The organism is Halobacillus sp. Nhm2S1, from assembly GCF_019599545.1.
In the GTDB taxonomy this organism is placed as follows: domain Bacteria; phylum Bacillota; class Bacilli; order Bacillales; family Halobacillaceae; genus Halobacillus.
The window spans coordinates 202584-217998 of the sequence record NZ_JAIEZV010000002.1; the positions used below are offsets into that span (position 1 = coordinate 202584).

Sequence of the window (15415 nt, forward strand, 5' to 3'; positions counted from 1 at the left end):
CACCTACCTTCCTACTCGTCCCATTTGATTAATGATTTTATCCAGCATTTCATCGACGACTGTTATATTACGTGCGGCTGCGTTGTAGGCATGCTGAAACTTAATCATGTTCGACATCTCTTCATCAAGAGAAACAGAGCTGACGGATTGTCGCTGTTCATTCACGGAAGCTTTTAACGTACCTGCATTCCTTGACATCCGCTCCGCTTCTTGCGTTTCCACCGCCATTGTTCCAATCACCGATTCGTAGTAACTGTTCATGGAAGTTTCTTCACCGAAGTAATCGCCATTAGCATTGTTTTGCACTTCTGATAGGGCTAAGGCATTTTCACCGTTACCTGATTGATTCAAAACTGCTGCCGCAATGTGATCTCCATCAGCTCTGATCTCATCAGAAATTTTCAAAGTACCTGCAAGACCTTCGACAACTCCTCCTGCTGCAGGATTCGCTACACCGATATCAAAAAAGTTCGGCACTTCCGCGGTGTCCCCACTGATGGTATTCAGCGACTCCCCTTGCTTATGGACTTCATTAAATGAAAGCGCAAAGCCTGTGGCCATCCGGTCCAAATCCGTGAGCATCTGTTGGTACGTACCTTTAGGTTCCCCATCTTGCACGTAACCTCCAGATTCAATGAGACCTTTTAACTTGCCTTGGGAAGAAAAGTCTTCCGCATAATAAGGATCTGCATCACCGATTTGAATACCGCTTGCAAGTGGACCTCCATTTTCATACTGGACGTCAATTTCATTGACTGTATTCGCTGCTCCATCAATAAGTACCGCTTCCGGTTGTAGAGGCTTTCCATCACTATTAACAATCGTGACAGAGGCTTTCCCCATTGCTAAAGGATCAGCAGAAGATGGCGCATCTTCATATTTCACATCGATGTTGACGTGTTGGGATAACTGATCGAGCAGGCGATCCCTCTCATCATACAAGTCATTTGGCACCATGCCATGTGGTTCTACTTCTGCGATTTGTTGATTGACACGGTTCACTTGATTGGCTAATGAATTGATCTCTTTAACCGTTACGCCTGTCTCCCGTTTTATATCTTTTTGTTGAGACTGTAGAGTGTTGGATAGATAATTGAATGTTTCCGCAACGGCTTCTCCCCGTTGGCGTACAACAGAACGGGCACCAGAATCTTCCGGGTTCACCGATAAGTCCTGAAGCGATTCCCAAAAACGGTCCATCGTTCGTGCGAGACCGTCATCGGAAGGCTCATTCATGACTGCTTCGAGGCGTCCTAAGGCAGAGGAACGTGTATCATAATAACCGGCCTTGCTGTTTTCGCCCCTGTACTGAAAATCAAGATACCCGACACGGACTCTCTCAATCGAACCCGCCTGTACACCACTTCCGACCTGCCCTGGAATCTCCGGACGGTTTCTTGACGCTGGTGGATAAGGGCCCGTCTGCTCAAAGTTGACACGCTGTCTCGTGTACCCATCTGTATTTGCATTGGCAATATTATGCCCTGTCGTATATAAAGCGGATTGTTGTGTGAAAAGCCCGCGCTTTGCTACTTCCAATCCGTGAAACGTAGATCCCATATGATTGCTCCTCTATTTATGCTTTTGAATCGAAAATGGAACGTTTAGCCGTGCTCTTACCGGCTTCTTGACCACCATAGTTCACCGACTGAATGGAGGGCTGGAGAAGGTCTAAAGACATGTTGATAAACTGCAGGGATTGCTGAGTCAGTTCTTTGTTCAACTTTTCCTGCTGCTTTAAGTCAGCTAAGACCAGGAACAGACCTTCATGAGCCTCCTGAAGCAGCTCTTTTTCTTCTCCATCGACCATTTCAATAAGATCAGACACGGTCCACTCTCGGGAGTGCAGATCCTTTTCCGATGCCCACTGAGCTACAGACCGCTCTCTTTGTTTTTCAACTTTTTCAATCGCCTGAACATGCTTCTTCTCCTGAAGCAACAGCTGCTGAATGCCCGCGACATCGTTCGTTTTCAGAGCCTCTGTTTTTCTTGTCGATAAAGACAACAGACTTTCATGCAGCTGCTGAAGCTGGTTCATATAATTGATGACCGGCTTAACCGTCATGATGATTCACCTCTATGTTTATTTCGACCAAAAATCAAGCATCTTTTTAGCTGTCGCTTTGGTGTCTACCTGATAATTTCCTTGCTCAACTTCGGATTTCACTTGTTCGACCAGCTTTTTGCGAACAGAATCGCTCTTCCCGGATTCCTGCATCTGTTTGGCTGTCTCAGAAATTTCAATTTTATCTTTCATTTGCTTTTTCTGGCCGGTTTCTGCCTGTTTGTTCATCTGTTTTTGATATGGATTCAAATTCGTCTGGTTCGGGCCATTGATTTTCAATCCTGTCACCTCACTTCATTCCGACTGTCTACTATTTATTATATCGACAAGGTTCATGAAGATATAAATCATGCTTATGATTCATTTCACCATGAATAATAAGTCCTGTTTGCCTTCTCTCGCTCCTGCTGTTCCTTTTTAGCTTCCAATGAAGCATTCCGCTCTCGGGCATGGAGACCTTTTTGTATGGATTCTTTACATGAATCACATAAACGATCTTCATTAATCGCTGCTCCACATTTTTCACAACCATAGCTCAAATTTGGAAAATGAACAGGGTGAAGCCGTTTTTGTTTAACAAACTGTCGGATCTGCCGTTCAGATACCCCTGTCTCTGCTTCAATTTCTTCCACAGTTGCTGTCCGGTTTTGCTTTTTTCTTAAAAAGGCATAAACGATATGAAATTCCTTTTCCTCCTGCTTCCTGCACTCAGGACATACGGTGCTTGATCCTTTTAAGAATAATCCATTACAACGCGAGCAATTGGCTAATTCCCCCATCTTCTTCGTCCTCCATGTTCTCTATTTATCTATTATATCGGCAGAGAAGAGGAGATCCAAAAGTCCCAGAACACATTCATCGAAAAATAGTAAAAGAAGAGACAGATGGGCAGCCTGTTTCTTTCAACAAAGCTGCCATATGCCGGATGGTCCGTCCCGTTGTATAAATATCATCCACGAGCACGACCGGCTTCGACGTTGCCTCTATTAATTGGAATGGATTCTTTGAATACATACGGTCTCTTTTTCCTCTTTTCGATTGCTTTTCACTATGCGTTCGTTCAAAAGGAGAAATCGATCGTTCCCCTAACAACCCGATGATTGCTTCTGCTTGGTTGAACCCTCTTTCTTGAATGCGCTCTTCACTGAGTGGCACATGGATCACTTGCATCCCTTTGAACCCTGAAGCTGACCACTTCCTCTGGATAGTTTCTTTGTAAATATCGACCAAGACATAATCCCCTCTATATTTCCAACGGGCGACGATGTCCTTATGGAACTCATTATATGGGAACACAGAGACGTTCCGCTCCAGGACGTCCGTGTGGGTCTTCTCCCATAATTGACAGTCCTTACAGACACCTTTGTGATCAGGGCGGTGACATTGAGGGCAAAAAGGTTCACTGATTTCATTTAATTTCTCCATACACAGCAGGCAAGCCACGTCTTTTGTCGGCGGTTTCCAAAATGTACTCCATGTCACTTCTGGGATGATTTCTGTATGGCAGCTGAGACACCTCATAACTTCCTCCCCAGACGGTTCATGTAATGGATTGAATCCACAGCATCCAGCATTTCATCCGTTTTCCCCACGTGATAAAAAATCACATCTCCTTTAGGATCGTCTGGACTTCTCCCGGCTCTCCCTGCGATCTGAACGAGCGCGGCCTCATCGAAAACAACGTGCCCCGCATCAATGACATAGACGTCCACAGACGGAAACGTAACTCCTCGTTCTAGAATCGTTGTGGTGACGAGTACACGGTATTCTTTTTTTCTAAACGCCTGAATCTTCCCTGCCCGCCCCCTGTCTTCCGCATGAACCGATCGGACCTCGTAATTCCTTTCTTTCAAGTATTCAGCAATTTGTTCGGCCATTTTTACCGAAGGAAGAAAAAGAAGCAGCTGTCTCGGGGTCTGTTGCTGATGGGCGATTTGTTGAAGGATTTTAGGATGGAGTTCTGCTTTTTGTAAATAACGATGAAGGGCTGGAGTTAGTTTGAGTTGAGGAACAGGAAGAGGGTGGCCATGGAATCGTTGAGGGATGAAAACGACGGGAAGGTCTTTAGAACGAATCCTTCGCTTTTGCTTCTTTCTAGGTGTGGCTGTCAAATAAATCATAGACGCTTGTGGTTTGGCTGCTCGTTCACTGGCATAATGAAGAGATGCATCATTATGAAAAGGGAAGGCATCGACCTCATCAATGACCATGACATCAAAGGCATGTGCAAAACGCAGGAGCTGATGCGTAGTGGCTATAATAAAAGGTGCATCGCCAGCTTTATCCGGACTATCGCCGTATAGAGCCTGAATGTTCACTTTAGGGAATGATTTTTGTAAGCGGGGGAGCAACTCTCTTACTACATCCGTTCTAGGCGTGGCCAGACAAATGCGCTTCCCATTTTTCAGCGCTTCTGTGATGGACCGAAAAAGAATTTCTGTCTTTCCGGCTCCACATACCGCCCAAACGAGTTTTTCACCCTTTCCTGTTCGAACGAGTGCCACTAGTTCATCTGCAGCTTTTTGTTGATGGACCGTCAACTCCCCTTTCCACTGACAGGGATGCTCATGGAGTGGCCATTCAAAACCCGAGCTTCCATAGTACAATGGTTCACATGCAACAACTCTGCCCATCTGTATGCAGAAGCGGCAATACACACACGTTTGGCCACATGTCGCGTGGGGCATTTTCGCAAACATATAGGATTTTGTATTCCCACAACGCCTGCAGCGGTAGGCCCAGGGATAAGATTCAATGCTGGTTACTTTGGTAAGGATTGTTTGCGCTATAAGGTGATCTACTATTTCATCTTCCAAAGGGATTTCGTGACGCAGAAGGAGTTTTCCAGTAAGAGAAGGGTAGCTGTGAGTAGGGTTTTCAGAAGGAATCCAGGAGAAGTCTTTTTGAAGGTATTTCTTAACCGTCTTGAACATACAAGCACCATCCTATAGAAAAGTAGAGCCTGTTTGAGTCTCACAAACAGGCTCTATTCTATTTAGGACTGACGATACCAGCCGAGGCCGATGGCTCCTTCACCTAGGTGTGTACCGATGACGGGACCGAAATAACTGAGGACTACTTCGACGTTATCGTGTTTTTCTTCCAATTCATTTTTCAATTCTTCCGCTTCGGCAGGGCGGTTGGCATGAATAAGGCAGGCTTTGTACGTGCCGCCTTCTTCGATCTTCTCTTCAAAAAGGGAAACAATCTTTTTAATCGCTTTTTTCCGTGTACGGATCTTTTCAAACGGAACGATTTTCGTATCCACAAAATGAAGAACAGGCTTTACTTGCAGAAGACTGCCGACAAAAGCTTGAGCTCCATTTAAGCGGCCTCCTCTTTGAAGGTGGCTGAGATCATCGACCATGAAGTAAGCACTCATCGATTCTTTCATTTCATCGAGTCGACGGATGATTTGATCAGGCGTTGCCCCGTTATTCGCTAATTCAGCAGCTTCCAGGGCATAAAAACCCTGCATGTGACAACTGATCTCTGAATCAAATACATGAACATCAATCTCTTCGACCATTTCACCCGCCGTTACCATCGCCTGGTACGTGCCACTGATGCCGCTGGATAAGTGAATAGAGATGACCGCGTCATAGTTTTGAGAAAGCTCCTCCAGCTTCTGTGTCATAATGCCGATCGACGGCTGGGAAGTTTTCGGGAGTTCTCCTCCTTCTTTCACCATATCGTAGAAGTCGTCTGCGTTGATATCCACTTCTTCCTGGTAGGATTCATGACCAAAAATAACGTTCAACGGAACCATATGTATGTTGTTGGCTTTGCGTACATTTTTCGGAAGGTAAGCTGTGCTGTCTGTGATTACCGCTGTTTTCATCCGATCCAACTCCTTGTATTCTTTATCGTTTTTCTATGAATATATGTAAAATAATTTCCGATATTCTCTCTTCCTATTTTACATGAACCCTCCCCACAATGCACCTACTAATACGAAAACAGTTGTCCGCATGTCTATATTTGGTGTACCAGGTCATCCAGAATCTGGATGACCTGGTACACCAAATAATTCCAAATTCACACACCAAAAAGGGCTGTTTTTTCAGGTATACATTTCTGCACCTGAAAAAACAGCCCTAACTCTTTGTTTGTACTTTTATTTAGATGACTTCGACCCAGCCGTTTTTGATAGCTGTTACAACAGCCTGGGTACGGTCGTTGACGTTCATTTTCTGCAGGATATTACTTACGTGGTTCTTTACGGTCTTTTCACTGATGTAAAGAGCTTCTGCTACGCCACGGTTGCTGTTTCCGTCCGCCAACAGTTGCAGCACTTCACATTCACGGCGTGTAAGCAGGTGCAACGGCTTGCGATATTCGATCGTGCGATAAGCACTGCTGCCTTTGCTATCTGCAAGACGACGATATTCCGCCACTAAGTTGTGTGTGACTTTCGGATGCAGGTAAGAACCACCAGCGCCCACAACTTTGATCGCATCAATCAGGGCATCTGAATCCATCTCTTTAAGAAGGTACCCTTGCGCCCCTGTCTTCAGTGCGTGTGTCACATAGTTCTCATCATCGTGAATCGATAGAATGATGACCTTCATTTCTGGATAGCGTTTTGTAATCTCAGCTGTCGCCTCGACCCCGTTCATGCTCGGCATGTTGATATCCATCAGGACAACATCAGGCATGTGCTCTTCAATAAGGTGGACCGCTGTATCCCCGTCATCACCTTCAGCTACAACTTCAAAGCTTGATTCAAAGTCTAAAATTCTTTTTACGCCTTCACGGAATAATTTATGATCATCAATTAGGACTATTCTGGTCGTCATGGTCATTTCCTCCTGTTTCTCACACATAGAATGGTTTTTGGTTCCCCTAACCTATTCTTTCTCTCTCTATCTTTGTTTTTGTCTATTTTTTAGAAGTTTGAATCTACCCTAATCCTATTCTCTATTATAAACGATTCACGTCCATTTACATAGTTTTTCGATAAAATATCAATTTATTGGTAAATGAATTGTGACAATCGTCCCTTCACCGATGCTTGAATCAATGTTAAGTTCTCCATCGAGCATGTCGACGCGTTCTCTCATCCCGACCAAGCCGAAGGATTTCTCTTTTTTCTTAGATGTGTCAAATCCTTTCCCATCATCCTTCACGATGATCGTAGCGGCATTTGACTTCATTTCAACTTTCACTTTAATCTCAGATGGTTCTGCATGTTTCAGTGCATTTTGCACCGCTTCCTGAACGAGACGGAAGAGAGCCACTTCATATTTGGTCTCCAGTCGTTTTTCTTTTCCAAAGGAGGTAAAGGAAAAACGAACATTTTTGTTGTAATCTTCAATGGTAGCCAAATACTTTTTCAGTGTTGGGATCAGCCCGAGATCGTCCAACGCCATCGGTCGAAGGTCATAGATGATTCTTCTGACCTCATAGAGCGCTGATCGTACAAGTGCACGTACGCTTTTAACCTCTTCCATGGCTTCCTCTATTCCACGTTCGCGATAAGTCCTTCCGACAAGGTCCGAACGTAACATGACATTCGCAAGCATCTGCGCAGGTCCATCATGGATTTCCCTGGACAACCGCCGCCGCTCTTCTTCCTGAGCTTCAATGATCTGCAAGCCGAACTCCTGTTTTTCCTTCGCATCTTCAAGTGCGTCACTGACATGCTTGAAATCTTCTGTCAAATAATTCAGCACAACAGAAATTTTCCCACTGAGCGCTTCTGCACGGCCGATGGTTTCTTCTAAATTGCGAAGACGGATCTCTAAATCATCCCGTCGTTCACGGAGCTGTTTTTCTTTTTCCCGCTTCATGGATAAATCCATTTGAAGTTCGTGGGTTTGCTCATATACTTTTCGTATTTCTTCCTCTGAATACTTTTGGAAGTGCTTGCTGACTTCTGATAAGCGTGTCCGTGAAAAACGGACTTTCTGTTCAAGCTTGTCTCCATCATCGATAAGAGACAGCACTTGTTTCTTCGTTTCTGTCAGTTCTTTGTTCAGTTTTTCAAATTCACTTCGGGACTCTTCACCAATTTGAAAAATTTCATCTTTACTATTAGTGACTGTATCGACCATCTCATTGATGATATGGTCAAGGGCGATGTCCCCAGTTTTTTTAAAACTCATCATAAGTCCCTCCATCAATATTCACATACTCATTCGTAAGACCCATGTCCATTTGTGGGGGTGTTTTTGAGTAAAAATGTAAAATAATGAACAGCAGCCCTCCCATGGATTGCCGTTTTTTTCACCCATCGATATAATTAAACCTTAGGAGGTTTTTGAGACGATGTTAGAAAGTTATTATACCGTAAAACCTGAGGGTTCAGAAGAAGTGACGATCCAGAAGTCCCGCTTCATCGGATATGTCAAACGCTGCGAAACCGAAGAGGAAGCCCAGGACTTCATTTCACAGATAAAAAAGAAACACCATGATGCCACCCATAACTGCTCCGCCTACATGATTGGCGAGCAGGACCTTATACAAAAAGCGAACGATGACGGGGAACCAAGCGGAACGGCAGGTGTCCCCATTCTTGAAGTGTTGAAAAAAAGAGGACTGAAGGATACAGCCGTCGTTGTGACTCGTTATTTTGGTGGAATTAAACTTGGGGCTGGTGGACTTATTCGTGCCTATGGATCAACGGCTTCAGAAGCGATCAATACAACAGGTGTCGTCAAGCGTCAATTAATGAAAGAGATGAAAGTAACGATTGATTATCACCTTCTTGGTAAAGTGGAAAATGAGGTCAGAAACTCAGATTACACATTGGAAGGGATTAATTACCTAGAAAATGTGGAATTAATAGTATATGTGGAAAGCGGACTGGAGCAGGAATTTCAAGATTGGATGACAAACCTGACGAGTGGTCAGGCATCCATTGAACAAGGGGACGCTTCCTATGTAGAAATTGACGTCACACTTGAGTAAAGGAGTTTACGGATATGATGCGCCGTAAAAGATATGTCTTCCTTTGGTCCATCCTATTTGTCCTTCTCGTTGTAGTCGGGGCAGCAACCGGCTATGCAGCTTACTTAACAGACCAAGTAAAGGAGACGGCCTCAGAATCTCACCAGGGACTTGAACGTGGTGAAAAATCAGACAAACGTACGAAAGAAGTAACCCCGGCCAAAGATCATACCTCTGTTTTATTCATAGGGATCGATGATAGTGACCAAAGATCCAATGCAGCCTCAAGATCTGACGCATTGGTCCTTGCCACTTTCAATGAGGATGACAAATCCATCAAGATGCTGAACATACCGAGGGACTCTCTCACGTATATCCCTGAAGTGGGGTACGAGGATAAAATCGCTCACGCTCATGCCTTCGGCGGAATCGATGGTACGGTAGAAACAGTGGAACGAATGTTGGATGTTCCTGTCGATTATTATGTACAAGTAAATTTCAACTCATTTGTTGAAATTGTTGATTCCATCGGCGGAATCACTTATGACGTTCCGTTTGACATTAAAGAACAAAACAGTGCAGATCAGGCGGGCGCCATTGAATTATCAGAAGGAAAACAACTGATTAATGGAGAAGAAGCCCTCGCTTTAGCCCGGACGAGAAAATATGACAGCGACTTAGCCAGAGGCGAAAGGCAGATGGAGATTATCCAGCAGATCTTCCGTGAAACCGTCTCAGCGAAAGGGCTAAGCAATATGGATGAGGTCTTAGCATCCATAAGTGCGAATATGAAGACGAATTTGACGTTTAATGAAATGATTCAGTTTAAAGATTACTTCCTTCAGAAAGAGAACTTCACCTTCGACAAAATGCAACTCGAGGGGGAAGGGGGGTTCACTGGTCATGGATGGTACTACCAGCTTGCCCAGGAGCCTTTAGCGGCCACCTCTGATGAATTGAAAGACCACCTCGAGCTGCAAGATTCTGTGGCCAGTGAAGATGAAGAAGAAAATTCCATGTAAAAAGCTGCTCCAATATCTGGAGCAGCTTTTTTTATTGCTTCGACTTTGTGCCGTTAATCATATTCAATAAAGGTCTGTAGTCTTTCCCTACCAGTCCGGTGATTTCAACAATCAGTTCAATCATGATCGCTAATAAAGCAATAACGGATATGGCACCGTAGATGGTGGCTTGTGAGAAGATCACGGCCGCTAAACTAAACAAGGCACTGGCAGCATAAATCATCAGCACGGCTTCAGGGTGACTGTAGCCAAGATTAATTAAGCAATGATGCAGGTGCGACTTATCAGGGGCTGATAAAGGCTTTCTTTGAATCACTCTGCGGACAATCGCAAATAACGTGTCCGAAATAGGAACACCAAGAATGATGATCGGAATGACGAAAGAAAATAACGTGACGTTTTTAAAGCCAAGTAGTGCAAGCACACTGATCATAAATCCTAAAAACAGTGCCCCCGTATCGCCCATGAATATCTTGGCAGGATAGAAGTTATACACTAAGAAGCCAAGCGTACTTCCTAACATCATGAGTCCTGCGAAAACAACGAAGACATTCCCCATCGTAATTGCCATGCCGGAAATCGTTAACAGCGCAATCGCTGATACGCCTGCGGCCAATCCATCTAGTCCATCAATGAGGTTGATTGCATTTGTAATCGCAATAATCCACAAAATCGTAATCGGTATACTTAAATAACCCAAATCAAGCTGACCACCGAACGGTAAGTTGATGAAATCAACCTGAACGCCACCCATGACAACGATGGCAGCAGCCAAAAGTTGACCGAAAAGTTTAAGTTTCGCGGATAGCTCCGTAAGGTCATCCAACACTCCGGTTATGATGATGACGGTAGCTCCAATGAGAACGGGCCAGGTATAGTTACTTTCGGGAAAGAAAAATAAAATACCGAGAGCAAAGCTTATATAGATCGCCAATCCACCAAGGCGTGGCATGACATTTTTGTGTACTTTACGATGATTCGGCTGATCCGTCGCACCGATTTTAATTGCTAATTTCTTGACTAACGGCGTGATGATGACCGCAACGATCAAGCAAAATAGCAAGGCCTTATACTCCATAAAGACCCTCCTCAGGTTTATTATATCCTCTCCGAATGAAATAAAAGCTGATATTAAATACCATTTTCCCATGCATAGTTCTTATGGAAAAGCACCATATTAACCGAGAAAAATTATATCACAAGAACAGCCGATTTCATGTAACGATTTCATTACTTTTTGATTAGCCTTTTTTGAAGCATGTAAAACCTTTGAATGTAAAAAGGTGGAGGGAGGAGAAGGATATGGCTGACAGAGAAAGAAAAAAATTAGATAAGTCACTAAAGCCTCACTGGGTATGGGCGATCGCCTTCGGTTCAGCTATCGGGTGGGGAGCTTTCGTTCTCCCGACAGATTGGATTGCCCAAGCAGGCCCTGTGGGTGTCGTAATCGGCTTATCCCTTGGTGCTGTATTGATGATGATCATTGGAGTCAGTTACGGTTTCTTAATTGAAAAATTCCCCGTTACAGGCGGAGAGTTCGCCTATGCTTATATTGGATTTGGACGGACGTATGCGTTTGTTGCCGGATGGTTCCTTACGTTAGGGTACATCTGTATCGTTGCTCTCAACGCCTCTGCCCTGGCGTTACTTGCAAAGTTTTTATTCCCTTCCTTCATCCAGACAGGAAATATGTACACCGTCGCCGGGTATGATGTTTCCATTATTCAAGTAGCCATCGCAAGCGCTGCCTTAATTGTCTTTGCTTTATTGAACATCAGAGGGGCCAGTTTTTCAGGACAAACACAGTTTATATTCAGCCTCATTTTAATTTTGGGAATTGCCTTATTAGCCCTGGGTGCACTATGGACGGAAGGTCCGAGCATCACCAATATCACCCCTGCTTTCTCACCTGACAAATCGGTGATTGCATCCATCGTCACCATATTAGCGATTGCACCGTTCGCTTATGTGGGTTTTGACAACATCCCCCAGGCCGCTGAAGAATTTGATTTTGCTCCACAAAAAGCATTCCGCCTGATTATTTGGTCACTGTTAGCGGCAGGGTTGGCCTATAGCGCTATGATACTGATTACAGCAAGTACCATGCCCTGGCAGGAGTTGTTACAACAGATTGAACGAACGCAGTCCGTATGGGGGACAGGGGATGCCATTCAGAGCTACCTCGGGAGAATTGGTGTTTGGCTCATCGCTCTATCGGTTTGTATGGGTATTTTCACAGGACTGAACGGTTTTTATATTTCCGCAAGCCGACTGACGTTTGCCATGGGAAGGGCCCGCATTCTACCTGGCCTATTCAGAAAACTCCATCCTGAATACAGGACACCTTATGTAGGGATTTTGTTTACGATGGGCATCTGTCTGATCGCTCCATGGTTCGGCCGGGAAGCTTTGCTATGGGTTGTCGACATGTCTTCTACCGGGGTTGCCATTGCCTATTTCTTCTGCACGGCAACCGCCTATAAATTCTTTCACTGGAAGGAAGATCCATCAACTTCTAATCAGAAAGCAACCGTGGACCCGTTAAGGAAGTTTTTGTCACTTATCGGGATGTTGAGCTCTTTATGTTTCTTAGCTCTTCTCTTAATCCCATGGTCTCCTGCTTCCCTTGGAAGAGAATCCTACATCGCTTTGGCCATCTGGATTTTCATCGGGGTTATCTTCTACCTCTTGAACTATAAGCGTTATCGTCACATTGACCGTAAGGAGATGAACTATTTAATTCTTGAAAAAGAAGAAATATAACCGTTCAACAAGCGAAAGATCATGATTCGTTTATGTCAATCCTTTTACATTTTCCACAACAAAAGAACGAGGTCCTTCGATTGTTTTCAAATGTGGTAGAATGAAAAGCTGAGAGGTTAAAATAGAGGTGACAAACATTGGCTAAACGAATCATTCGCGTTCGCAGACGCAAAAAGAAGCAGAAACGACGCATTGCACTGATGCTTTTTCTTTTGTTCGCAATGACCATAGGTGGAATTTTCTACTATGTGTCGCAAGTATATACAGCTTCCTATGAAGATCTTGACCGTGGAAATAAATCGGATCTACGTGAAGAAGCCGTGGATATCGGAGATGAACCGATCTCCATCCTTTTACTCGGGGTTGAGGATTACTCCTCTGACGGTAAGGCCGGCAGAGCAGACACTCAAATTGTGCTGACCATCGATCCAAAAACACAGGATATGACGATGACCAGCATTCCGAGGGATTTGAAGGTGGACATCCCGGCGAGTAAAGTTGGAGAAAAATATGCAGGAAGCCATAAAATTAACGCCGCGTACACGCTCGGCGAGATCAGTGGTTACGGTGCTGAAAAATTGACCATTGAAACCGTTGAAGATTATTTAGACGTACCCATCGACAAATATGCATCGGTTAACTTTGAAGGGTTTGCTGAAATTGTTGATGTATTAGGCGGCGTAACCGTAGACGTCAAAAAAGGGTTCTGGGAACGAAGCCACTTAAGCCACGATAAAAGAATTGAATTTGTAGAAGGCGAAACGAAAATGGATGGGGAAGAAGCTCTTGCCTTTGTAAGAATGAGAAAGAGGGACGTTGCCATTGAATACCCCAGAGATGAAAGACAGCGTCAATTTATAAAAGCAAGTATTGATCAAGCTCTATCTCCAGGTAATATTTTCAAAGCCGATGAATTGGCGGATGTGGTCAGCAGCAACGTTCAAACAAACCTTTCAGTGAAAGAAGCTTTTGCGATGCAAAAAGCATTTTCATCGGAAAACCCTTCAACCGAAACTTTTACACTTGAAGGAGAGAACACTCGTCTGGAAGATGGACTCTTCTACTTCGTCCCTTATGATGGAAGTGTTCGTGAGCTGTCCACTAAAATTAAAACGGCTTTAAAAATTAACGAAACACCTCAGGAGGACAATTCCTTCTCTTCCTGAAACCATAAACAAAACACCAGCTTCCGCTTAGCAGAAGCTGGTGTTTTGTTATAAAGAGCCCTTATTCCATTCGAAAACGGCTTTAGCAGAGCTTAAAAATTAACAGGCCATTCAATCTTTCAAACTTATAAGGCCCCTTATAAGTTAAGAGGGATGGGAATTCTGGATTATGTATGGAGATACAATCAATAACGGGCTTATCATGAAGGAAACGATTAAATGTATCTTCTGTAATTCGAATCAATGGCTCTACAACAATGGTTTGATCTATTCGAACACTGTAACGTGCCTTAATGGAGAACTCCAGATGATCTAATATAAGTTTAGTCAATCCCACGTAAATGCATCCTTTCTAAAATACCCTCCCTGATCCGTACACCTTTTCTTTTTCTTTCATTTTATAAGAAAAAGGAGTCAGCGAAAACAGCATATAGGACTAGGTAGAAAGTAAAAAGACCCTTTCTCCTCGAGAAAAGGTCTTTACATTCAGTCTTCTATAATACGATAATTGGTATGAGCCACAACCGTTCTGTCGTATTCGAAATCGATTTCATCTAAGTTATCCATGATCGTCAAATCTACGATAACAGATTGCTGACATTGACTAGGAATGACTCTTCCTTTGAAAATGATGTCATTTCTCTCAAAAGTTACGATTTGCCCTGGAGTGGCAATGCGATCATCAGGTTGTACCATATCTCTCTACCCTTTCTCTTCCTCGTATTTTGAATAAACTTTACAATAAATTAACAAACAATTCAAACAAAACTTTTACAATATATGTTACTAAATTCGACAAGATTATACAAGTAAAACAATAGTAGGTTTCATAATTTTCCATGGAGATATATACTAGATAGTAAAGTTATCCAAATTTTGGGGGTTTTTATGGTGGCTCATATTAAGAAAACAAAAAAGATTATTCTTCTATCCTTCCTATTCTTCATTTTATTCCTGTCGGCAGGAGTGATGACACCCCTTCTCCTGGGACCAGAGTTTTTAATGGCTGAAGATTCCTTGAAAACCTCTAAAGAATACGATGCGATTATCGTTTTGAGCGGAAGTGAAGAGCGCCTCGAACATGCGACTGATCTCTTTCACGAAGGATTGACGAGTCACATGATTTTGACGAATTCTACGGAGAATAGCATTAGACCTGAAGAAGCTATAAATCGAGGTGTGCCTCAAAGCGCTATTTTCGAAGAACCTTCCGCCACCAGTACATATGAAAACGCGACCCTCTCCAAAGAAATCATGGAGGAAGAAGGCTTTGAATCCGCCCTCGTAGTCACAAGTGATTACCATTCACGACGTACCAAAATGACCTTTAATGATATTTACGACAACCAGATTGAAGTGGACTACTCCTTCGTTTCTTCTGCCTTTGATCCTTCTGATGGAATGACAGAAAATGAGCAAAGGATCACGTTCGGGGAGTATGTGAAAATAGGTGTCTATTGGTTCCGTTTACTTTTAGAGTAAACGGAATTTTTCTATCTTTTCTGACA

Annotated in this window: 16 protein-coding genes; 5 read left to right on the forward strand and 11 right to left on the reverse strand. The window is 43.6% G+C overall.

All coding sequences use genetic code 11. The features are described from left to right. Positions 1-3: 3 nt before the first annotated feature. The 9 genes from flgK to K2225_RS07605 form a co-directional block, all read right to left on the reverse strand. Positions 4-1560: a flagellar hook-associated protein FlgK gene (flgK, locus tag K2225_RS07565; RefSeq protein ID WP_220584189.1), complete on the reverse strand. Its 1557-nt coding sequence runs from the start codon at positions 1558-1560 to the stop codon at positions 4-6. A gap of 16 nt (positions 1561-1576) precedes the next feature. Then, a complete protein-coding gene (locus K2225_RS07570; protein ID WP_220584190.1) occupies positions 1577-2065 on the reverse strand; it encodes a flagellar protein FlgN in 489 nt (162 codons plus the stop codon). Positions 2066-2083: 18 nt separating this feature from the next. Beyond that, a complete protein-coding gene (gene flgM / locus K2225_RS07575; RefSeq protein WP_220584191.1) occupies positions 2084-2344 on the reverse strand; it encodes a flagellar biosynthesis anti-sigma factor FlgM in 261 nt (86 codons plus the stop codon). A gap of 86 nt (positions 2345-2430) precedes the next feature. Then, complete coding sequence (locus tag K2225_RS07580; RefSeq protein WP_220584192.1) at positions 2431-2844, reverse strand: TIGR03826 family flagellar region protein; 414 nt, start codon at positions 2842-2844, stop codon at positions 2431-2433. 76 nt (positions 2845-2920) lie between these two features. Then, positions 2921-3586 (reverse strand): ComFC family protein, encoded by a 666-nt coding sequence (locus K2225_RS07585; RefSeq protein ID WP_220584193.1) that lies wholly within the window; start codon positions 3584-3586, stop codon positions 2921-2923. Continuing rightward, positions 3583-4998, reverse strand: a complete 1416-nt coding sequence (locus K2225_RS07590) for an ATP-dependent helicase ComFA (protein ID WP_220584194.1) — start codon at positions 4996-4998, stop codon at positions 3583-3585. Before K2225_RS07590 ends, K2225_RS07585 begins: the two co-directional genes overlap by 4 nt. Before the next feature lie 62 nt (positions 4999-5060). Next, positions 5061-5906: a DegV family protein gene (locus K2225_RS07595; protein ID WP_220584195.1), complete on the reverse strand. Its 846-nt coding sequence runs from the start codon at positions 5904-5906 to the stop codon at positions 5061-5063. A 280-nt stretch (positions 5907-6186) separates the two neighbouring features. Further along, the gene (locus K2225_RS07600) at positions 6187-6864 is read right to left on the reverse strand and encodes a response regulator (RefSeq protein ID WP_146817010.1); all 678 of its coding nucleotides are present in this window, start codon (positions 6862-6864) and stop codon (positions 6187-6189) included. A gap of 168 nt (positions 6865-7032) precedes the next feature. Further along, positions 7033-8172, reverse strand: a complete 1140-nt coding sequence (locus K2225_RS07605; protein WP_220584196.1) for a sensor histidine kinase — start codon at positions 8170-8172, stop codon at positions 7033-7035. A gap of 163 nt (positions 8173-8335) precedes the next feature. Between K2225_RS07605 and K2225_RS07610 the strand changes: the two genes are divergently transcribed. Further along, the gene (locus K2225_RS07610; RefSeq protein ID WP_220584197.1) at positions 8336-8977 is read left to right on the forward strand and encodes a YigZ family protein; all 642 of its coding nucleotides are present in this window, start codon (positions 8336-8338) and stop codon (positions 8975-8977) included. A 14-nt stretch (positions 8978-8991) separates the two neighbouring features. Then, on the forward strand, positions 8992-9978 hold the full coding sequence (locus tag K2225_RS07615) for an LCP family glycopolymer transferase (RefSeq protein ID WP_220584198.1): 987 nt from the start codon (positions 8992-8994) through the stop codon (positions 9976-9978). A gap of 31 nt (positions 9979-10009) precedes the next feature. On the opposite strand, the gene K2225_RS07620 is transcribed toward K2225_RS07615, so the two are convergent. After that, complete coding sequence (locus K2225_RS07620; protein WP_220584199.1) at positions 10010-11056, reverse strand: glycosyltransferase family 4 protein; 1047 nt, start codon at positions 11054-11056, stop codon at positions 10010-10012. Between the two features lie 224 nt (positions 11057-11280). On the opposite strand from K2225_RS07620, the gene K2225_RS07625 reads away from it, so the two are divergent. Further along, positions 11281-12741, forward strand: a complete 1461-nt coding sequence (locus tag K2225_RS07625; RefSeq protein ID WP_220584200.1) for an APC family permease — start codon at positions 11281-11283, stop codon at positions 12739-12741. A 137-nt stretch (positions 12742-12878) separates the two neighbouring features. Beyond that, positions 12879-13907, forward strand: coding sequence for an LCP family protein (locus K2225_RS07630; RefSeq protein ID WP_220584201.1), 1029 nt, complete (start codon positions 12879-12881; stop codon positions 13905-13907). Between the two features lie 486 nt (positions 13908-14393). On the opposite strand, the gene K2225_RS07635 is transcribed toward K2225_RS07630, so the two are convergent. Further along, positions 14394-14603, reverse strand: coding sequence for a YkvS family protein (locus K2225_RS07635; protein ID WP_220584202.1), 210 nt, complete (start codon positions 14601-14603; stop codon positions 14394-14396). A 195-nt stretch (positions 14604-14798) separates the two neighbouring features. Between K2225_RS07635 and K2225_RS07640 the strand changes: the two genes are divergently transcribed. Then, positions 14799-15389: a YdcF family protein gene (locus tag K2225_RS07640; RefSeq protein ID WP_220584203.1), complete on the forward strand. Its 591-nt coding sequence runs from the start codon at positions 14799-14801 to the stop codon at positions 15387-15389. Positions 15390-15415: the final 26 nt, after the last annotated feature.